At 70.7% G+C, this 20,579-nt stretch carries 16 protein-coding genes; 9 read left to right on the top strand and 7 right to left on the bottom strand.

From position 1 onward, the window contains the following. Positions 1-97: 97 nt before the first annotated feature. Positions 98-481, bottom strand: a complete 384-nt coding sequence (locus LY05_RS03340) for a DUF6476 family protein (RefSeq protein WP_148922101.1) — start codon at positions 479-481, stop codon at positions 98-100. Here LY05_RS03340 and LY05_RS03345 point away from each other — a divergent pair. The 7 genes from LY05_RS03345 to leuB all read left to right on the top strand — a co-directional run bounded on the left by LY05_RS03345 (position 480) and on the right by leuB (position 7,704). Further along, on the top strand, positions 480-1,571 hold the full coding sequence (locus LY05_RS03345) for an RluA family pseudouridine synthase (protein WP_148922102.1): 1,092 nt from the start codon (positions 480-482) through the stop codon (positions 1,569-1,571). The two genes, LY05_RS03340 and LY05_RS03345, sit on opposite strands and share 2 nt — an antisense overlap. A 78-nt stretch (positions 1,572-1,649) precedes the next feature. Further along, the gene (rpoH, locus tag LY05_RS03350) at positions 1,650-2,549 is read left to right on the top strand and encodes an RNA polymerase sigma factor RpoH (protein ID WP_072746929.1); all 900 of its coding nucleotides are present in this window, start codon (positions 1,650-1,652) and stop codon (positions 2,547-2,549) included. A 196-nt stretch (positions 2,550-2,745) separates the two neighbouring features. Continuing rightward, positions 2,746-3,708 (top strand): malate dehydrogenase, encoded by a 963-nt coding sequence (gene mdh / locus LY05_RS03355; protein ID WP_148922103.1) that lies wholly within the window; start codon positions 2,746-2,748, stop codon positions 3,706-3,708. Between the two features lie 127 nt (positions 3,709-3,835). After that, positions 3,836-4,453, top strand: coding sequence for a 3-isopropylmalate dehydratase small subunit (gene leuD, locus LY05_RS03360; protein ID WP_072746927.1), 618 nt, complete (start codon positions 3,836-3,838; stop codon positions 4,451-4,453). 63 nt (positions 4,454-4,516) lie between these two features. Continuing rightward, on the top strand, positions 4,517-5,290 hold the full coding sequence (locus tag LY05_RS03365) for a hypothetical protein (protein WP_148922104.1): 774 nt from the start codon (positions 4,517-4,519) through the stop codon (positions 5,288-5,290). Beyond that, a complete protein-coding gene (locus LY05_RS03370; protein WP_148922105.1) occupies positions 5,287-6,525 on the top strand; it encodes an endonuclease/exonuclease/phosphatase family protein in 1,239 nt (412 codons plus the stop codon). Before LY05_RS03365 ends, LY05_RS03370 begins: the two co-directional genes overlap by 4 nt. A gap of 69 nt (positions 6,526-6,594) precedes the next feature. Next, positions 6,595-7,704: a 3-isopropylmalate dehydrogenase gene (gene leuB / locus LY05_RS03375; RefSeq protein ID WP_148922106.1), complete on the top strand. Its 1,110-nt coding sequence runs from the start codon at positions 6,595-6,597 to the stop codon at positions 7,702-7,704. A gap of 521 nt (positions 7,705-8,225) precedes the next feature. On the opposite strand, the gene lpdA is transcribed toward leuB, so the two are convergent. The 5 genes from lpdA to sucC all read right to left on the bottom strand — a co-directional run bounded on the left by lpdA (position 8,226) and on the right by sucC (position 16,441). Next, a complete protein-coding gene (gene lpdA / locus LY05_RS03380; protein ID WP_148922107.1) occupies positions 8,226-9,623 on the bottom strand; it encodes a dihydrolipoyl dehydrogenase in 1,398 nt (465 codons plus the stop codon). Between the two features lie 75 nt (positions 9,624-9,698). After that, a complete protein-coding gene (gene odhB, locus LY05_RS03385; protein ID WP_148922108.1) occupies positions 9,699-11,231 on the bottom strand; it encodes a 2-oxoglutarate dehydrogenase complex dihydrolipoyllysine-residue succinyltransferase in 1,533 nt (510 codons plus the stop codon). A gap of 14 nt (positions 11,232-11,245) precedes the next feature. Then, positions 11,246-14,194, bottom strand: coding sequence for a 2-oxoglutarate dehydrogenase E1 component (locus LY05_RS03390; RefSeq protein WP_072746921.1), 2,949 nt, complete (start codon positions 14,192-14,194; stop codon positions 11,246-11,248). Between the two features lie 154 nt (positions 14,195-14,348). Next, positions 14,349-15,233 carry a succinate--CoA ligase subunit alpha gene (gene sucD, locus LY05_RS03395; protein ID WP_072746920.1) on the bottom strand — a complete coding sequence of 295 codons (885 nt, stop codon included), beginning with the start codon at positions 15,231-15,233 and terminating at the stop codon, positions 14,349-14,351. Then, a complete protein-coding gene (sucC, locus tag LY05_RS03400) occupies positions 15,233-16,441 on the bottom strand; it encodes an ADP-forming succinate--CoA ligase subunit beta (RefSeq protein WP_072746919.1) in 1,209 nt (402 codons plus the stop codon). Before sucC ends, sucD begins: the two co-directional genes overlap by 1 nt. Before the next feature lie 292 nt (positions 16,442-16,733). Here sucC and LY05_RS03405 point away from each other — a divergent pair, with 292 nt between their 5' ends. Together LY05_RS03405 and LY05_RS03410 are read left to right on the top strand one after the other, a co-directional pair. After that, positions 16,734-17,666 carry a DMT family transporter gene (locus tag LY05_RS03405; RefSeq protein WP_148922109.1) on the top strand — a complete coding sequence of 311 codons (933 nt, stop codon included), beginning with the start codon at positions 16,734-16,736 and terminating at the stop codon, positions 17,664-17,666. Then, positions 17,663-18,208 carry a DUF1643 domain-containing protein gene (locus tag LY05_RS03410; RefSeq protein WP_083581226.1) on the top strand — a complete coding sequence of 182 codons (546 nt, stop codon included), beginning with the start codon at positions 17,663-17,665 and terminating at the stop codon, positions 18,206-18,208. The genes LY05_RS03405 and LY05_RS03410 overlap by 4 nt, the downstream gene beginning before the upstream one ends. A gap of 45 nt (positions 18,209-18,253) precedes the next feature. Here LY05_RS03410 and LY05_RS03415 read toward each other — a convergent pair whose 3' ends face one another. Further along, positions 18,254-20,512, bottom strand: coding sequence for an NADP-dependent malic enzyme (locus tag LY05_RS03415; RefSeq protein WP_148922110.1), 2,259 nt, complete (start codon positions 20,510-20,512; stop codon positions 18,254-18,256). Positions 20,513-20,579 lie beyond the last annotated feature (67 nt).

The following is a 20,579-nucleotide window of genomic DNA, read 5'->3' on the forward strand; positions in this document are numbered from 1 at the left end:
CGCGCTATTTAGAGGGGGCTTGCGCGCTTGTCAAGCGGCTGTTGCGCGTGGCCGCGGCGGCTTTCGGCCAGGCGCCCCCGCGCCCGGCCGCAGGCCGTCAGTCGCCGGCGCGCGCATCCTGCGGCGGCGCGCGGCGCACCGGCACGCGATAGAGCTCGCGGCCGTCCTCGCGCGACAGGCCCAGCAGCCATTCGGCGCCGTCGGGCATGCGCGTCAACACCATGATCGCGGCGGCGTCTCCGCCCAGCGCCAGGGGCTCTGCGCCCTCGGGCAGAACCAGCGATTCGGCCCGCACCGGCGCCGGCGCGCCGGCGGGCGCGGCGCGCGTCAGCCGCCAGGCGATCGTCGCCGCGATCAGCGCCATGCCCAGCGCCAGCACCAGCATCAGCCCCATCACCGCGCGGCGCAGCGCCTTGATGCGGGGCGGTTCGGGGAATTCCTGCTCCTCCTCGAGCGGGTCTCGCGCTAGGTTCCGGGTCATGACGCATCCTTCCACGAACGACGACGGGGCGGTGACCCTCGTCATACCCGAATCCATGGCCGGCGAAAGGCTGGACAAGGCGCTGGCCGCCCTGGCGCCGGCGGGGGCGGGGCTGTCGCGCTCGCGCATCCAGGCGCTGATCGAGGCGGGCGCCGTGCGCGGCCCCGACGGCGCGGCCGCGGCGCCGCGCGCGCGCGCGCAGGCGGGACAGACCTGGCGCGTTTCGCCGCCGCCGCCGGCGCCCGCCGCGCCCGCGCCCGAGGCCATTCCCCTGCGGGTGCTTTACGAGGACGACGCGCTGATCGTGATCGACAAGCCGCCGGGCATGGTCGTGCACCCCGCGCCGGGGGCCGAATCGGGCACGCTGGTCAATGCGCTCATCGCCCATTGCGGCGAATCGCTTTCGGGCGTCGGGGGCGAGCGGCGGCCGGGCATCGTGCACCGGATCGACAAGGACACCTCGGGCGTGCTGGTGGCGGCCAAGACGGACGCCGCCCATCAGGGCCTGGCCGCGCAGTTCGCCGCCCATGATCTCGAGCGCAGCTACCTTGCGGTGTGCTGGGGCGCGCCGCATCCGGGCGATCCGCGGCTGCGCGGCCTGCCGGGGCTGAGCGTCGAGCCCGGCGGGTGGATGCGCCTCGAGACGCAGATCGACCGTCACCGCGCCGACCGCAAGCGGATGGCGGTGTGCGCCTCGGGCGGGCGGCGGGCGGTGACGCGATTCCGCGCGACGGAAATCTTCGGCCCGCGCGTTCAAGAGGGTGTCGGCGGCGCGGCGGCGCTGATCGAGTGCCGGCTCGAGACCGGGCGCACGCACCAGATCCGGGTGCATCTGAGCCATTGCGGCCATCCGCTGGTGGGCGATCCGGTCTATGGGCGCGCCCGCCCCGTGCGCCGCGGCGCGCTGGAGCAGGCGGCGGCCGAGGCCCTGGCCGCGTTCCCGCGCCAGGCGCTGCACGCGGCGACGCTGGGCTTTCGACACCCGATCACCGGGCGCGAGCTGCGCTTCTCGGCGCCGCCGCCGCCGGACATGGCCGCGCTGATCGCGGCGCTGCGCGGCGGCGCGCCGGGGCCGGAGGCGGAAGATTGATCGCCCCCAAGGGCTTGCGCCCGCGCCGCGCGCCAACCATATGACCACGCCGGCCGCGCGTCGGCGACAAGGAGGGACATGATGAGCTACGCGAAACTTCCCGCCCCCTCTCCGGAGCAGGGCCTGAGCCGGTATCTGCAGGAGATCCGGAAGTTCCCGATGCTCGAACCCGAAGAGGAATACATGCTCGCCAAGGCATGGGCGGACCATGGCGACACCGAGGCGGCGCACAAGCTGGTGACCTCGCATCTGCGCCTGGCGGCCAAGATCGCCATGGGCTACCGCGGCTACGGCCTGCCGGTGGCCGAGGTGATCTCGGAGGCCAATGTGGGGCTGATGCAGGCGGTCAAACGCTTCGATCCCGACAAGGGCTTTCGCCTGGCCACCTACGCCATGTGGTGGATCCGCGCCGCGATCCAGGAATACATCCTGCGCTCGTGGTCGCTGGTGAAGATGGGCACCACCGCCGCGCAGAAGAAGCTGTTCTTCAACCTGCGCAAGGCCAAGGGCCGCATCGGCGCGCTCGAGGATGGCGACCTGCGGCCCGAGAACGTCAAGGAGATCGCGCAGAAGCTGGGCGTGACCGAGGACGAGGTGATCTCGATGAACCGGCGCATGGCCGGCGGCGACGCCTCGCTCAACGCGCCGATCAAGTCCGACGGCGACGGCGCGGCCGAGTGGCAGGACTGGCTGGCCGACGAGGACGCCGACCAGGCCGAGGCCTATGCCGAGCGCGACGAGCTGGAGGCGCGCCGCGCCCTGCTGCTCGAGGCCATGCAGGACCTGAACGAGCGCGAGCGCCACATCCTGACCGAGCGCCGCCTCAAGGACGACCCCGTCACGCTCGAGGATCTGGCCAAGGTCTACGGCGTCAGCCGCGAGCGCGTGCGCCAGATCGAGGTCCGCGCCTTCGAGAAGCTGCAAAAGCGCATGCGCGAGCTGGCGGCCGAAAAGGGCCTGGTGCCCGAGGTCGCCTGACCCGGCCCCCGCATCGGATCTCGCGCCGGCCCCCACGTCGGCTCCCGCATCGGGCCGCGCCGCGCGCGCCGAATGCGGCGCGATCGCGGCGCCTTTGCGGCGCGGCCGCGGCGGCGCGCGCCCTTCGCGCTTGCGAAAACGGCCGATTGGCAGTATGCCCCGGGCTCGAAATCCACCAATTGCGGAGAGTGACAAGATGTCCAGAGCCAAGATCGCGCTGATCGGCGCCGGCCAGATCGGGGGCACGCTGGCCCATCTCATCGGCCTCAAGGAGCTGGGCGACGTCGTGCTGTTCGACATCGCCGAGGGCGTGCCGCGGGGCAAGGCGCTCGACATCGCCGAAAGCTCGCCCGTCGACGGCTTCGACGCCGCCTTCAAGGGCGCGAACGACTATGCCGCCATCGCCGGCGCGGATGTGTGCATCGTCACCGCCGGCGTGCCGCGCAAGCCGGGCATGAGCCGCGACGACCTGCTGGGCATCAACCTCAAGGTCATGAAGGCGGTGGGCGAGGGCATCAAAGCCCACGCGCCGAACGCCTTCGTCATCTGCATCACCAACCCGCTCGACGCCATGGTGTGGGCGCTGCGCGAGTTCTCGGGCCTGCCGCACGAGAAGGTTTGCGGCATGGCCGGCGTGCTCGACTCGGCGCGCTTCCGCTACTTCCTGGCCGAGGAGTTCGGCGTCTCGGTCAAGGACGTCACCGCCTTCGTGCTGGGCGGCCATGGCGACACCATGGTGCCGCTGACGCGCTACTCGACCGTGGCCGGCATTCCGCTGCCCGACCTGGTCGAAATGGGCTGGACCACGCGCGAGAAGCTCGACGCCATCGTCCAGCGCACCCGCGACGGCGGCGCCGAGATCGTCGGCCTGCTCAAGACCGGCTCGGCCTTCTACGCGCCGGCCGCCTCGGCGGTGGCCATGGCCGAGGCCTATCTGAAGGATCAGAAGCGCGTGCTGCCCTGCGCGGCCCATGTGGACGGCCCCTACGGCCTCGACGGCATCTATGTGGGCGTGCCCACGGTGATCGGCGCCGGCGGCATCGAGAAGATCGTCGAGATCAAGCTCAACAAGGAAGAGCAGGCCATGCTGGACAAGTCCGTCGAGGCCGTCCGCGGCCTGGTCGCGGCCTGCAAGTCGATCGAGCCCTCGCTGGCCTGAGACGCGCCCTCAAGACCGCGTCGCAAGGCCCCGCGCGTTGCGCGGGGCCTTCGGCATGTCGGCCCCGCGCCTTGCGTCGCGCATGGCCGCGTGGTTTACCAGAAGTTGAAATCCAACGGAGCCGCCCATGGAAAAGTTCGTCAAGCTGACCGGCGTCGCAGCGCCGCTGCCGCTGATCAATGTCGACACCGACATGATCATCCCCAAGCAGTTCCTCAAGACCATCAAGCGCACGGGGCTGGGCAAGCACCTGTTCGACGAGATGCGTTATGACGAGAACGGCCGCGAGATCCCCGATTTCGTCCTGAACCAGCCCGCCTATCGCGAGGCGAAGATCCTGGTGACGGGCGAGAATTTCGGCTGCGGCTCGTCGCGCGAGCATGCGCCCTGGGCGATCGCCGATTTCGGCATCCGCTGCATCATCGCCCCCAGCTTCGCCGACATCTTCTACAACAACTGCTTCAAGAACGGCATCCTGCCCGTCGTCCTGCCGCAGGAGGACGTGGACAAGCTGATGGACGACGCCCGCCGCGGCGCCAACGCCGTGGTCACCGTGGATCTCGAGTCGCAGACCATCACCGGCCCCGACGGCGGCGAGATCCGCTTCGACATCGATCCGTTCCGCAAGCACTGCCTGCTCAACGGTCTGGACGACATCGGCCTGACCATGGCCAAGGTGGACCGCATCGACGCCTACGAGGCGCGCATGGCCGCCGAGCGCCCCTGGCTGCGCGCGGCGAGCTGATCATGCCTGTGGGCGCCGCAACTCCGGGATGAGGAGGGCGCGATGAGAAGGCTGCCCGGAGCCTTGATCCGTGCGCTTCTCGTCGCGCTCGTCATCGCGGCGCCCTCTCTTCTGATTCCCGGCGCATCGGCCAGCGCCCGCGAGGTCAGCGCCATCATCGGCCTCATCGCGGGCGCCTTCGTCATGTTCGAATATGGCGCGCCGAATCCGGGGCTGGTCGATTTCCGCTTCGCGCCGCCCTACAACCGCGCGCGCTTCGCGGTGTTCTCGGCCGCGCTGCTGCTGCTGACCTTCTATGCGCGCGCGCTGGCGGGGGTGGACTCGTTCTCGCCCGAGCTGGCGCGGCTGGCGCTGCGGCTGGGCGCCTTGCTGGACTTTCCGCTCAGCCCGGTGCGCCTGGCGGTCGAGCTGCTGGCCGATCCCGCCGCGCCGCGGCAGGCCGAAGCGCTGCGCGGCGCGGCGGCGCTGGGCTTCTTGACCGGGGTCATCGGCGCGGCGTTCTTCGGCGCGCTGCTGTGGATCTTTCCCTGGCCAATGGAGCGCGAGACCTTCAATCTGTGGTTCAACATGCCCACGCTTGAAACCGCCTATGGGCGCGATCTCGAGCGCCGCCTGCTGCGGCTGAGCGTCCTCGTGACGCTGGCCGGGCTGGCCGCGCCCTATCTGATGCTGATCGTGGCCTCCAAGGCGGGCGGCCTGCTGGACCCGGCCGCGCTGCGCGAGCCGCTGGCGTTGGTCTGGGCCGCGGCGCTGTGGGGCGCGGCGCCGCCGCTGACGGTGCTGCGCGGCGCGATCATCCTGAAGATCGCGCTTCTGGTCCGCAGGGCGCGCGAATGATCGGGCGGCGCGCCTTCGTCGCCGGGGCCGCCCTGGCCGCGGCGTGCCGACTTGCCGCCTTGCCCGCGGCCGCGGCGGCCGAGCAGGCGGGCGCGTGGCCGCCGCCGCCCGCCGCGGGGGCCATCCGCGTGGCGACGTTCAACGCCTCGCTCTCGCGGCGCGGGCCGGGGCTGGCGTGGAAGGCGATCGCCCAGGGGCGCGATCCCCAGCCGCGCGCCGTGGCCGAGATCATCCGCCGCGTGCGCCCCGACATCCTGCTCATCAACGAGCTGGATCACGACCCCGAGGGCCTGGCCCTGCGCGCGCTGGCCGATGTCTTGCGCAGGCCGGCCGACGGGCTGCCGGGCGTGGACTATCCGCACCTGTTCTCGGCCCCCGTCAATGCGGGCGAGCCCTCGGGCCTTGACCTTGACGGCGACGGCGTCGCGACGGGGCCGGGCGACGCCTTCGGCTGGGGCGCCTTCCCCGGCCAGTATGGCATGGCGCTGCTCAGCCGTTTTCCCATCGACGCGGCGCGCGCGCGCAGCTTCCGGCTGCTGAAATGGGCGCAGATGCCCGACTCGCTCTTGCCGGTCGCGCATTACGGTCCGGCGGCGCCGGCGCTGCGGCTGTCCTCGAAGTCGCATTGGGACGTGCCGGCGATGCTGCCCGGCGGCGTCGAGCTGCGGATCCTGGCCAGCCACCCCACGCCGCCGGTCTTCGACGGGCCCGAGGACCGCAACGGCCGCCGCAATCACGACGAGATCCGCTTCTGGCTCGACTACCTGGCCGGCGCCGACTGGATCGTCGACGATGCGGGCGTCGCGGGGGGGCTGCCGGCGGGCGCGGCCTTCGTCATCATGGGCGATCTCAACGCCGATCCCCAGGACGGCGAGGCGCGGCGCGATCCCATACGGGCGCTCCTGGCCTCGCCGCTGGTGCAGGACCCGCGCCCCGCCAGCCCCGGCGCGGCCGCCGCCGCCGCGGCGCAGGGGGGCGAGAACGCGCGCCACCGGGGCGATCCGGCCTTCGACACCGCCGATTGGCGCGACAAGGGCGGGCCGGGCAACCTGCGCGTGGACTATGTGCTGCCGGCGGCGGGGCTGCGGGTTGCGGGGGCGGGGGTGTTCTGGCCCGCGCCGCACGATCCGCTGGCGCGGCTGGTCAAGGGCGGACGGCGCCCGGCCAGCTCGGACCACCGCCTTGTGTGGGTCGATCTGCTCGCGCCCGGCGCCGGCGCGTCGCCGCGGCCCTGAGCGGGCGCCTTGACCGCGGGCCGCTTGGGGGCTACGCGCTGGGCGGAACGCAATTTCAGGGAGCGCGACATGTCCAACCCCTCACTTCTGATCCTGCCCGGCGACGGCATCGGCCCCGAGGTCATGGCCGAGGTGCGCAAGGTCATCGACTGGTTCGGCGCCAAGCGGGGCATCGTCTTCGACGTCGAGGAGGATCTGGTGGGCGGCGCGGCCTATGACGCCCACGGCACGCCCCTGACGGACGAGACCATGGCCAAGGCGCAGTCCGTGGACGCGGTGCTGCTGGGCGCGGTGGGCGGCCCGAAATACGATTCGCTGGACTTCTCGGTGAAGCCCGAGCGCGGCCTGCTGCGCCTGCGCAAGGAGATGGACCTTTACGCCAACCTGCGCCCGGCGCAGTGCTTCGACGCGCTGGCCGATTTCTCGTCCCTCAAGCCCGAGATCGTCGCGGGGCTCGACATCATGATCGTGCGCGAGCTGACCTCGGGCATCTATTTCGGCGAGCCGCGCGGGATCCAGACGCTGCCCGACGGCTCGCGCGTCGGCATCAACACCCAGCGCTACACCACCGAAGAGATCCGGCGCGTGGCGCGCTCGGCCTTCGAGCTGGCGCGCCGGCGCAACAACCGGGTCTGCTCGATGGAGAAGGCCAACGTCATGGAGTCGGGCATTCTCTGGCGCGAAGAGGTCCAGTGGGTGCACGACAACGAATACCCGGACGTCGAGCTGAGCCACATGTATGCCGACGCCGGCGCCATGCAGCTGGTGCGCTGGCCCAAGCAGTTCGACGTGATCGTGACCGACAACCTGTTCGGCGACATCCTGTCCGACTGCGCCGCCATGCTGACCGGCTCGCTGGGGATGCTGCCCTCGGCCAGCCTGGGGGCGCCCATGGCCAACGGCCGGCCCAAGGCGCTGTATGAGCCGGTGCATGGCTCGGCGCCCGACATCGCCGGCCAGGGCAAGGCCAATCCCTGCGCCTGCATCCTCAGCTTCGCCATGGCGCTGCGCTACTCGTTCGATCTGGGCGAGGAGGCCACGCGGCTGGAAAAGGCGGTCGAGAAGGTTCTGGACGACGGCGTGCGCACCGCCGACCTGATGCAGAAAGAGGGCGGAACGCCCGCCAGCACCTCGCAGATGGGCGACGCCATCGTGGCGGCGCTGGACGCCTCGCTCTGACCCCCCGCCAGCCCCGCCCTGACGCGCCCGCCGGCCCCGCGCCGGCGGGCGTTTCGCATGGCGGCAGGGGCGACAGAGGCGGGGGCCCGGCGCCCGTGCGATGATCGCGCGCCCGCCGAAGATCCGGGGGCGGCGGCCTCGCTTCATGCCTGCGCGCCGGGCGGCGCCGCTTTCGCCGCCGCTCGCGGCCCGTATCGGCAACGGCCGACGGGTCTGGCCAGGGCCATCGGCGATGGGCCCGCCTCGCCTGAAAACGGCCGGCGCGTCGCGCGCCGCGCCCTGGCGGCGATCGGGGTTTTCGGGCCAGGCGCCCGGCCGAGCTTCCGGCGCGTCGGCCGGCCCGTGCGGGGGGCTGCCGAGCCCGCGCGCCTTCGGGGGCCGCGCGGGTCGGGGCGGTCGTCGCGTGCCCGTGCGCGGGCGATCCCGAGGCCGGGTTCCGTCCCCCTCGGCGCGGCAAGGCCGCAACGACATCGCCCGCCGGCGCGGGACCGGCGGGCGATGGGGCGTCGGCCGCGGCGCGCTCAGGCGTGGATCGCGCCGTCGCCGCAGGCGAGCGCGGCCTCGCGCACCGCTTCCGAGAAGGTCGGGTGCGCGTGGCAGGTGCGGGCCACGTCCTCGGCCGCCGCGCCGAACTCCATCGCGACGCAGATCTCGTGGATCAGGTCGCCCGCCGCCGGGCCGATGATGTGCGCGCCCAGAATGCGGTCGGTCTCGGCGTCGGCCAGAAGCTTGACGAAACCGTCGGTGGCGAAGTTGGCCTTGGCGCGGCCGTTGCCCATGAAGGGGAACTTGCCGACCTTGTAGGCGCGGCCCTCTTCCTTGAGCTGCTCTTCGGTCTTGCCGACGGCGGCGACTTCGGGCGCGGTGTAGATCACCGAGGGGATCACGCCGTAATTCACATGCCCCGCCTTGCCGGCGATGATCTCGGCCACGGCGTAGCCCTCGTCCTCGGCCTTGTGGGCCAGCATCGGCCCGGCGATGACGTCGCCGATCGCATAGCAGCCCTCGAGCGAGGTGCGGAAATGCGAATCCACCGCCACGCGGCCGCGCTCGTCCAGCGCCACGCCCGCTTCCTCAAGCCCCAGCCCGGCGGTGTAGGGCTTGCGCCCCGTGGCCACCAGAACGGCGTCGCAGGCCAGCTCATGCGCGCTGTCGTCCTTGCGCAGCTTGTAGGCGACCTTGACCTCCTTGCCGCTGGCGTCCACCGACTGCACCGCCGCGCCGAGGATGAAGTTCAGACCCTGCTTCTTGAGGATCTTCTGCAGCTGCTTGCAGACCTCGCCGTCCATGCCGGGGGTGATCTGGTCAAGATACTCGACCACCGTCACCTCGGCGCCCAGGCGCTTCCAGACCGAGCCGAGCTCGAGCCCGATCACGCCGGCGCCGATCACGACCAGGCGCTTGGGAACCTTGGTCAGCTCCAGCGCGCCGGTCGAGGACAGCACGCGCTTCTCGTCGATCTTGGCGAAGGGCGGGACGGCGACCTCGGAGCCCGTGGCGATGACGATGTTGCGGGCGGACAGCGTCGCGGGCTTGTCGCCGTCGACCGCGACCTGACCCTTGCCGACGATGCGGCCCCAGCCGCGGACGTAGTCGACCTTGTTCTTCTTGAACAGGAACTCGATGCCCTGGGTGTTCGAGGCGACGACGCCGTTCTTGTAGTCCATCATCTTCTTCAGATCGACCGAGACGTCCTTGGCCGCGATGCCCATCCTGGCGAACGAGCTCTGGGCCTCGTGCACCATCTCGGAGGCGTGCAGCAGCGCCTTGGAGGGGATGCACCCGACATTGAGGCAGGTGCCCCCGAGCGCGCCGCGCCCTTCGACGCAGGCGGTCTTGAGGCCCAGCTGCGCCGCGCGGATCGCGCAGACATAGCCGCCCGGGCCGCCGCCGATCACGATGACGTCGTATTCCGACATGAGTTCTCTCCGTTGTGGGCCGGCGGACCGGCCGTCAGGCGAAGGCGGGGCCGCGGCGGGCGGCCCCCCGGGACCTCAAAGATCCATCAGCAGGCGGCGCGGATCCTCGAGCGCCTCCTTCACGCGCACGAGGAAGGTGACCGCCCCCTTGCCGTCGACGATGCGGTGATCGTAGCTGAGCGCCAGATACATCATCGGGCGGATGACCACCTGGCCGTTCACGGCCACGGGGCGGTCCTGGATCTTGTGCATGCCCAGAATGCCCGACTGCGGCGGGTTGAGGATGGGCGAGGACATGAGCGAGCCGTAGACCCCGCCGTTCGAGATGGTGAAGGTGCCGCCCTGCATCTCGGCCATCGACAGCTTGCCGTCGCGCGCGCGCCGGCCCAGCTCGGCGATCTTCTTCTCGATCTGCGCGAAGCTCAGCTGGTCGGCGTCGCGCACCACCGGCACCACAAGGCCGGTGGGCGTGCCCACCGCGACGCCCATGTGGTAGTAGTTCTTGTAGACGATGTCCTGGCCGTCGATCTCGGCATTGACCTCGGGCACTTCCTTGAGCGCGTGCACGCACGCCTTCACGAAGAAGGACATGAAGCCCAGCTTGACGCCGTGCTTCTTCTCGAACTGGTCCTTGTAGGCGTTGCGCAGCTCCATGATCGCCGACATGTCCGCCTCGTTGTAGGTGGTCAGCATGGCGGCGGTGTTCTGGGCGTCCTTGAGGCGGCGCGCGATGGTCTGGCGCAGGCGCGTCATGCGCACGCGCTCTTCGCGCGCGGCGTCCGAGGCCGCCACGGGCGGGCGCGGCGCGGCCGAGGGCGCGGGGGCCTGGGCCGGCGCGGCGGCCGCGGCGGCGATGGCGCGCTGCACGTCCTCCTTCATCACGCGGCCGTCGCGGCCGGAGCCCTGAACCTGATCGCGGGTCAGGCCGGCCTCGGCCATCAGCTTCCTGGCCGAGGGCGCGTCCTCGACATCCTTCGCGCCCGACGCGGCGGCCTGCGCGGCGGACGCCTCGGCCTGCGCGGCGGGCGCCGGGGCCGCGGCGGCGCCCTCGCCGGCGGCGATCACGGCCAGTTTGCCGCCCGCGGCGACGGTCGCGCCTTCGGGGGCCAGGATCTCGGCCAGAACGCCCGAGGCGGGGGCCGGAACCTCGACCGACACCTTGTCGGTCTCGAGCTCGCACAGGATCTCGTCGGCGCTCACGGCCTCGCCCTGCTTCTTGAACCAGGTCGCGACGGTGGCCTCGGTCACGCTTTCGCCCAGCGCGGGAACCATCACGTCAACCATGCGCGCATCCTCCTTGGCGGCGGGCTCGGGGGCGGATTTCGCTGCGGCCGCGGGGGCCGGCGCCGCAGGCTTGGCGGCCGCGCCCGCGGCCTCGTCGACGACGGCGAGCAGGGCGTCCACGCCCACGGTGTCGCCTTCCTTCGCCACGATCTCGGCGAGCACGCCCGAGGCGGGCGAGGGCACCTCGACCGTCACCTTGTCGGTTTCCAGCTCGCACAGCATCTCGTCGGCCTCGACGCGGTCGCCCGGCTTCTTGAACCAGGTCGCGACGGTGGCCTCGGTGACGGATTCGCCCAGAGTGGGAACCCTGACCTCTACGCTCATTTGTCCAGCTCCTCTCAGGCCAGCGCGTCGTTGACGAGCGCTTCCTGCTCTTGCTTGTGTTTCGTGGCGAGGCCCGTCGCCGGCGAGGCCGACGCCGCGCGGCCCGCATAGCTCGGGCGGGCGTGACGGGCCTCGATGCGGCCCAGCACCCATTCGATGTTCGGCTCGACGAAGAACCAGCCGCCCTGGTTCTTGGGCTCTTCCTGGCACCACACGATCTCGGCGTTCTTGAAGCGCGACAGCTCCTTGGTCATCGAGATGGCGGGGAAGGGATAGAACTGCTCGAGCCGCAGCAGATACACGTCCTCGAGCCCGCGCTCGTCGCGCGCCTCGAGCAGGTCGTAATAGACCTTGCCCGAGCAGATCACGACCTTGCGGATCTTCTCGTCGGGCGCGAGCTTGAGCTCCGAGCGGCCCAGCTCGGCGTCGTCGGGCAGGACGCGGTGGAAGGACGAGCCCTCGGCCATGTCGGCCAGCGACGAGACGCAGCGGCGGTGACGCAGCAGCGACTTGGGCGTCATCAGCACCAGCGGCTTGCGGAAGGTGCGGTGCAGCTGACGGCGCAGGATGTGGAAGTAGTTCGCCGGCGTGGTGCAGTTGGCGACGATCCAGTTGTCTTCGGCCGACAGCTGCAGGAAGCGCTCGAGCCGGGCCGAGGAATGCTCGGGGCCCTGACCCTCGTAGCCGTGGGGCAGCAGCATGACCAGGCCCGACATGCGCAGCCACTTGCGCTCGCCCGAGCTGATGAACTGGTCGATCATGATCTGCGCGCCGTTGGCGAAGTCGCCGAACTGCGCCTCCCAGGCCACCAGCGCGCGCGGCTCGGCCAGCGAGTAGCCGTATTCGTAGCCCAGCACCGCGTATTCGGACAGCATCGAGTCCACGACCTCGAACTGCGCCTGGTCGGGGCGGATGTGGTTGAGCGGATACCAGCGCTCTTCCGTTTCCTGGTCGATGATGGCCGAGTGGCGCTGCGAGAAGGTGCCGCGGGTGCTGTCCTGACCGGACAGGCGCACGGGGAAGCCCTCGAGCAGAAGCGTGCCGAAGGCCAGCGCCTCGGCGGTGGCCCAGTCCACGCCCTCGCCCGTCTCGATCATCTCGCGCTTGCTTTCGAGCAGGCGCACGATGGTTCGGTGCGGGTGGAAGTTCTCGGGCAGGCGGGTCAGCGCCATGCCCACTTCCTTGAGCGTCTCGAGCGGCACGGCCGTCTCGCCGCGCTGATACTCGCCCGCGCCGGGGCCCATGCCGCTCCAGCGGCCGTCAAGCCAGTCGGCCTTGTTGGGCTTGTAGGATTTCGCGGCTTCGAACTCGTCGTTCAGAAGGGCCTGGAAACGCGCCTTCTCGTCCTCGATCTCGCCCTCGGGGATCAGGCCGTCGCGCACCAGGCGCTCGGTGTAGAGCTGCAGCGTGGTCTTGTGCTGCTTGATGCGCTTGTACATCAGCGGCTGGGTGAACATGGGCTCGTCGCCCTCGTTGTGCCCGAAGCGCCGGTAGCACCACATGTCGATGACCACGTCCTTGCCGAATTTCTGGCGGAACTCGGTCGCGACCTTGGCGGCATGGACCACGGCCTCGGGGTCGTCGCCGTTGACGTGGAAGATCGGCGCCTCGACCATCAGCGCGATGTCGGTCGGGTAGGGCGACGAGCGCGAGTTGTGCGGCGCCGTGGTGAAGCCGATCTGGTTGTTGACCACGATGTGGATGGTGCCGCCCGTGCGGTGCCCCCTGAGCCCCGACAGGCCGAAGCACTCGGCCACCACGCCCTGCCCGGCGAAGGCCGCGTCGCCATGCAGCAGCACCGGCAGCACCTGCTTGCGCTCGACGTCGCCCAGCTGCGCCTGCTTGGCGCGCACCTTGCCCAGAACGACGGGGTTCACCGCCTCGAGATGCGAGGGGTTGGCGGTCAGCGACAGGTGCACCTTGTTGCCGTCGAACTCGCGGTCCGACGAGGCGCCGAGATGGTATTTCACGTCGCCCGAGCCGTCGACGTCGTCGGGCTTGAAGCTGCCGCCCTGGAATTCGTGGAAGATGGCGCGGTAGGGCTTGCCCATCACGTTGGCCAGCACCGACAGGCGGCCGCGATGGGGCATGCCGATGACGATTTCCTTCACGCCCAGCGCGCCGCCGCGCTTGATGATCTGCTCCATCGCGGGGACCAGCGACTCGCCGCCGTCAAGGCCGAAGCGCTTGGTGCCGGTGTATTTGACGTGCAGGAACTTCTCGAAGCCCTCGGCCTCGACCAGCTTCTGGAGGATGGCCTTGCGCCCCTCCTTGGTGAAGACGATCTCCTTGCCCAGCCCCTCGATCCGCTCCTTGAGCCAGGCGGCCTCTTCGGGGTTCGAGATGTGCATGAACTGCAGCGCGAAGGTGCCGCAATAGGTGCGCTGGACGATGGCCAGGATCTCGCGCAGCGTGGCGGTTTCCAGCCCCAGCACGTTGTCGATGAAGATCGGCCGGTCCATGTCGGCTTCGTCGAAGCCGTAGGTGCGCGGGTCCAGCTCGGGATGCGGTTCGACGCGGCGCAGGCCCAGCGGGTCCAGATCGGCGATCAGATGGCCGCGGATGCGGTAGGCGCGGATCAGCATCAGCGCGCGGATCGAATCGAGCACCGCCTGGCGCGTCTGCGCGTCGGTCAGGCTGGCGCCCTTTTCCTGCGCCTTGGCCTGGAGCTTCTCGGTCAGCTTCGCGGGGGTCTTCTCCTCGCCCCACTCGCCGGTCAGGGCGGCGGTCACCTCGTCATGCGGGACGGGCGGCCAGTCGGCGCGCTGCCACGAGGGGCCGCGGGCTTCGCGCGTCACCTGATCGGGGGCGTCGCCGAGCGCCTTGAAGAAGCTGCGCCAGCTTTCGTCCACCGCGTTGGGATCCTGCGCGTAGCGGGCGTAGAGCTGCTCGACGAAAGCGGCGTTGTGGCCCTGCAGGAATGAAGTCGAATGGAAGACCTTGTTGGGGCTCTGGTCGGTCATGTTCCGCTGCGCGAAGACGCCTTGAGCGTTCGCTCCCTGGCTGATGCCCGGCGGGCCGTCCCGCCCGGCGCTGTCCGGATCACCCCTTGCCGGGGGCGCTCCGGCCGATTGCGAAGCGCGGCCCCTTTGTGGGGCCGCGCCGGTTTCTGCAAGGTTAGCGGCCCATCGCCTTGAGGACCGCCTCGCCCAGCCCGGCGGGGCTGTCGGCGACGACGAAGCCGGCCGACTTCATCGCCTCGATCTTGTCCTCGGCGCCGCCCTTGCCGCCGGCGATGATGGCGCCGGCATGGCCCATGCGCCGGCCCGGAGGGGCCGTGCGCCCGGCGATGAAGCCGGCGATGGGCTTGGCGCGGCCGCGCTTGCGCTCGTCGGCAATGAACTGGGCCGCCTGCTCTTCGGCCGAGCCGCCAATCTCGCCGATCATGATGATGGCCTCGGTCTCGTCGTCGGCCAGGAACCACTCGAGCACGTCGATATGTTCGGTCCCCTTGATCGGGTCGCCGCCGATGCCCACGCAGGTGGACTGGCCAAGGCCGACGTCGGTGGTCTGCTTGACCGCCTCGTAGGTCAGCGTGCCCGAGCGCGACACCACGCCCACCTTGCCGCGCTTGTGGATATGGCCGGGCATGATGCCGATCTTGCACGCGTCTGGGGTGATGACGCCTGGGCAGTTCGGGCCGATCAGCGTCGATTTCGAGCCCTGCAGCGCCCGCTTGACCTTCATCATGTCCAGCACCGGGATGCCCTCGGTGATGCACACGATCAGCCGCATCTCGGCGTCGATCGCCTCGAGGATCGCGTCGGCCGCGAAGGGCGGCGGAACGTAGATGGCGGTGGCGTCGGCGCCGGTGGCGGCCACGGCCTCGGCCACCGTGTCGAAGACCGGCAGGCCGATATGGGTGCTGCCGCCCTTGCCCGGCGTCACGCCGCCGACCATCTTCGTGCCGTAGGCGATCGCCTGCTCGGTGTGGAAGGTGCCCTGCGCGCCGGTCAGGCCCTGGCAGATCACCTTGGTGTTCTCATCGACGAGGACGGCCATCAGTTCGTCTCCTTCGCGGCTTTCACCGCCTTCACGATCTTCTCGGCCGCGTCGGACAGGTTGTCCGCCGCGATCACGTCCAGACCGCTTTCGTTGATGATCTTCTTGCCAAGCTCGACGTTCGTGCCCTCGAGCCGGACGACCAGCGGCACCGACAGCCCGACCTCCTTGACCGCGGCGACGATGCCCTCGGCGATGACGTCGCAGCGCATGATGCCGCCGAAGATGTTCACCAGGATGCCCTTCACGTTCGGGTCCGAGGTGATGATCTTGAAGGCCTCGGCGACCTTCTCCTTGGTGGCGCCGCCGCCCACGTCGAGGAAGTTGGCCGGCTCGCCGCCATAGAGCTTGATGATGTCCATCGTCGCCATGGCCAGGCCGGCGCCGTTGACCATGCAGCCGATCTCGCCGTCGAGCGCGATGTAGTTGAGGTCGTATTTCGACGCCTCGAGCTCCTTGGGGTCCTCTTCGCTCTCGTCGCGCAGGGCCATGATCTCGGGATGGCGGTAGAGCGCGTTCGAGTCGAAGTTCATCTTGCAGTCGAGGCAGCGCAGCCGGCCGTCGGTCATGACGATCAGCGGGTTGATCTCGAGCAGGTTGACGTCCTTCTCGACGAACAGCTTGTAAAGCTGGCCGGCCAGCTTGACGCAGTCCTTGTAGGCCTGGCCCTTGAGGCCCAGCGCGAAGGCGACCTTGCGGCCGTGGAAGCCCGACACGCCCGTCGCCGGATCGACCGAGAAGGTGACGATCTTCTCGGGGGTGGCGGCGGCGACCTCCTCGATGTCCATGCCGCCCTCGGTCGAGGCGATGAAGCTGATGCGCGAGGTCTCGCGGTCCACCAGCAGAGCCAGATACAGCTCGCGCTCGATGTCGGCGCCTTCCTCGATGTAGATGCGGTTGACCTGCTTGCCCGCCGGGCCGGTCTGGTGGGTCACCAGCGTGCGGCCGAGCATGCGGCGCGCCTCTTCGGCGGCCTCCTCGACCGAACGCGCAAGGCGCACGCCGCCCTTGTCGCCGGCGTCCGGCTCCTTGAAGCGGCCCTTGCCGCGTCCGCCGGCGTGGATCTGGGCCTTGACCACCCAGAGCGGCCCGTCAAGCTCGCCGGCGGCGGTCTTGGCTTCTTCGGCGCGCGTGACGACGCGGCCGTCGGCCACCGGCGCCCCGTATTCCCTGAGGAGCTGCTTGGCCTGGTATTCGTGAATGTTCATGTCCTGGACGTCCTCCGAGGCGTTCCGACAGGCCGGCCGAGTTGCCGCCGCCTGCGACCCGGAGGGGCGCGCGCGGCGTCGGCGCCGGGTGCGCGCGGGCGCGGCCGACCGACGCCTTGTATCCAGTTTCCGCCCCGCGACGCAACGACGCCTTGGCGCGAAGGCCGGAAAAGCGGCTTTTGTGATCACGCGAAAAAGCGGCGTGATCACAAAACGGCGCGCATCGGCGCGGCAAGCGCCCGCGGCGCGAATCAGGGCTGGCGCGCCGGTGCGGGAATGATACACAGCGGACATGAGCAGCGCGCCCTCCACCCCAACCCCCGCCGCCTCCGCCGCACGCCGCTTCGACGCCGTGGCGCTGGCCATGGGGCTGGCCTTCGCGCTGATGTGGTCCAGCGCCTTCACCTCGGCCAAGTTCGTGGTCGCCGACGCGCCGCCCTTCATGGCGCTGTCGGCGCGCTTCCTCATCTCGGGGGCGCTGGCCTGCGCGCTTGCGGCGCTGATGGGGCAGCGCATGGACCTGACGCGCCGGCAATGGCTGCTGGTGGGCGTGTTCGGCGTTTGCCAGAACAGCCTTTACCTGGGGCTGAACTTCTACGCCATGACATGGGTGGATGCGGGGCTGGCGGCGGTGATCGCCAGCCTGATGCCGCTGATGGTGGCGCTGGCCGGCTGGCTGTTCCTGGGCGAGAGGCTGCGCCCGGCGGGGGCGCTGGGGCTGGCGCTGGGCGTGGCGGGGGTGGCGCTGGTCATGGGCGCGCGCGCCTCGGGCGCGGCCGACCTGGCGGGCGCGGCGCTGTGCCTGGCGGCCGCGGCGGCGCTGGCGGCGGCGACGCTGCTGGTGCGGGGCGTGTCGCCGGGCAACCGGGTGCTGATGATCGTCGGCCTGCAGATGCTGGCGGGCGCGGCGACGCTGGCGCCGGTCGCGCTGGCGTTCGAAAGCGCGGCGGATCTGCGCCTGACCGCGCCGATGCTGGCGGCCTTCGCCTACACGACGCTGGTCCCGGGCGTTCTGGCGACGGTGGTCTGGTTCCTGCTGGTCAAGCGCATCGGTCCGGTCGGGGCGGCGAGCTTTCACTTCCTGAACCCGGGCCTGGGCGTGCTCATCGCCGCGGTCATGCTGGCCGAGCCGCTGAGCTGGCGCGACGCGCTGGGCGTGGCGGTGGCGGGGGCGGGCATCTTGCTGACGCAGACGGCGCGGCGCGCGCCGCGGGCGGCGGCATGAGCGCGCATCGCCGCCACGATCCGGGCGGCAAGGTGCGGCTGCGCCTTGCGGGCGACGTGACGGGCGAGGCGGTGTTCTCGCCCTGCGGGCGCTATCGCCCCCTGCTGACGCGCGAGTATCCCGACGGCGCGGGCACGGCGCTGTGGATCGGCATGAACCCCTCGACCGCCGAGGCCGACGTCGACGACCCCACCGTGCGGCGCGAGTCGGACTACTCGCGCGCATGGGGCTTTCGCCGCTTCGTGAAGACGAACGTGATGGACTGGCGCGCCACGCGGCCGGCCGATCTGCTGGCCGAGGGCGTGGCGCCGCGCAGCCCCGTCAATCTGGACGTGATCCGCGAGCAGGCGGCGCAGGCCGATCTGATCATGCTGGCCTTCGGCGCGCTGCACCCGCGCCTGCGCCATTACGGGCGCGAGACCGTCGAGGCGCTGCGCGCCGACGGGCGCGCGCTGTTCTGCCTGGGCCTGACCAGGGACGGCGCGCCGCGCCACCCGCTTTACATGCGCAAGGACCTGCGGCCGATCCCCTTCCCCGGCTGAGGCCGCGGCGCGCATGCGCGGGAGCGGGCGGCGCGGGGCGGGCGCTCAGCCCACCTCGCAGGCCGCCATCACCGCCATGTTGAGCACGTCCGACACCGTCGCCGTGGTCGAGCACAGCTTCACCTGGCGGTCGATCCCCGTCAGGAGCGGGCCGATCACCGTGGCGCCGCCAAGCTCCTGCAGCATCTTGACCGTGATCGACGCCGAATGGCGCGCGGGCATGACCAGGATGTTGGCCGGGCCGCTCAGCCGGCAGAAGGGGTATTGCGCCATGACCTGCGCGTTGAGCGCCACGTCGGCGGTCATCTCGCCGTCATGCTCGAAATCCACGCCGCGCGCGTCAAGAACCTTGGGCGCCTCGGCCATCTTGGTCGCGCGTTCCGACACCGGATAGCCGAAGGTCGAGAAGCTGAGGAACGCCACGCGCGGCTCCAGCCCCAGATGGCGGGCCGTGCGCGCGGCCGCCTCGGCGATGTCGGCAAGATCCTCGGCGTCGGGCCATTCATGCACCAGCGTGTCGGCGATCAGGACCATGCGGCCCTTGATGATCGCGGCGGTGACGCCGACCACGCCCGATTTGGGCTGCACGTCGAAGACGTGGCCGATCAGGTCCAGCGCATGGGCCGATTTGCGCGTCGCGCCGGTGACCATGCCGTCGACCTGCCCGTGCGCGGTCATCAGCGCCGCGAAGACGTGCCGGTCGCGCGAGGCCAGGCGGTGGCAGTCGCGCGCGTCGAAGCCCTTGCGCTGAAGCCGGCGGTAGAGGAAGTCCTCGTAGCGGGCGAGATGGGGCGTGTTGGCGGCGTTGGCGATCTCGAGCTCGTCGAACGCCTCGGGCATGCCGGCGGATTCGAGAATGGCGCGCACCTGCTCTTCGCGGCCGACGACGACAGGCTTGCCCAGCCCGGCGCGGCCGAAGGCGACGGCGGCGCGCACCACGCGCTCGTCGTCGCCCTCGGCGAAGCAGATGCGGGCCTGGCGCGCGCGCGCGCGGGCGAACAGCGCCTGCAGGATCGAGGCGGTGGGGTCCATGCGCGCCTTGAGCGACAGCTCGTAGGCGTCCCAGTCCTCGATCGGGCGGCGGGCGGCGCCGCTTTCCATGCCCGCGCGCGCCACGGCCATGGGCACGACATGGATCAGCCGCGGATCGAACGGGGTGGGGATGATGTAGTCGGGCCCGAAGCTGAGCTTCTGCCCGTAGGCCAGGGCGACCTCGTCGGGCACGTCGTGGCGCGCCAGATCGGCCAGGGCGTGCGCGGCGGCCAGCTTCATCTCTTCGTTGATCGAGCGGGCGTGGATGTCGAGCGCCCCGCGGAACAGATAGGGAAAGCCGAGGACGTTGTTGATCTGGTTCGGATAGTCCGAGCGCCCCGTGGCGACGATGGCGTCGGCGCGCACGGCGCGGGCCTCTTCGGGGGTGATCTCGGGGTCGGGATTGGCCATGGCGAAGATGACCGGGTTCGGCGCCATGGCGCGCAGCATCTCGGCGGTCACGGCTCCCTTGGCGGACACGCCCAGGAACACGTCCGCGCCGCGCATGGCGTCCTCGAGCGTGCGGTCGGCGGTGTCGGCCGCATGGGCGGCCTTCCACTGGTTCATGCCCTGCTCGCGGCCGCGATATATGACCCCGCGCGTGTCGCACAGGATGCAGTTGTCGTGCCGGGCGCCCAGCGCCTTGACCAGCTCGATGCAGGCGATGCCGGCCGCCCCGGCGCCGTTGACCACGATCTTGCAGTCCTCGATGCGCTTGCCCGTCAGGTGCAGGGCGTTGATCAGGCCGGCGACGCAGATCACCGCCGTGCCGTGCTGGTCGTCGTGAAAGACGGGGATGTCGAGCTCGTCCTTCAGGCGCTGCTCGATGATGAAGCACTCGGGCGCCTTGATGTCCTCGAGGTTGATGCCCCCGAAGCTGGGCGCCAGCAGCCGCACCGCGTCGCAGAAGGCGTCGGGGTCTTCGGTGGCCAGTTCGAGGTCGATGGCGTCGACGTCCGCGAAGCGCTTGAACAGCGCGGCCTTGCCCTCCATCACCGGCTTGGCGGCCAGCGCGCCCAGATTGCCCATGCCCAGGATGGCCGTGCCGTTGGTGATGACGGCGACCATGTTCCCGCGCGAGGTGTATTCGTAGCTGGCCATCGGGTCGGCCGCGATGGCGCGCACCGGCGCCGCGACTCCGGGCGAGTAGGCCAGCGACAGGTCGCGCTGCGTGGCCATGGGAACGGACGCCGACACCTGCAGCTTGCCGGGGCGGGGAAGGCGGTGGAAGGCCAGGGCTTCCTTGTCGAGCTGCGCGTTGCGGTCGGTCATCTGGGCTCCGTTGGTAATTTTATTGCGCGACGGTCGCGGTTTTTGTTCGTTTATCGCGCCGCGCAGG

Source organism: Oceanicella actignis (assembly GCF_008124525.1).
GTDB lineage: Bacteria > Pseudomonadota > Alphaproteobacteria > Rhodobacterales > Rhodobacteraceae > Oceanicella > Oceanicella actignis.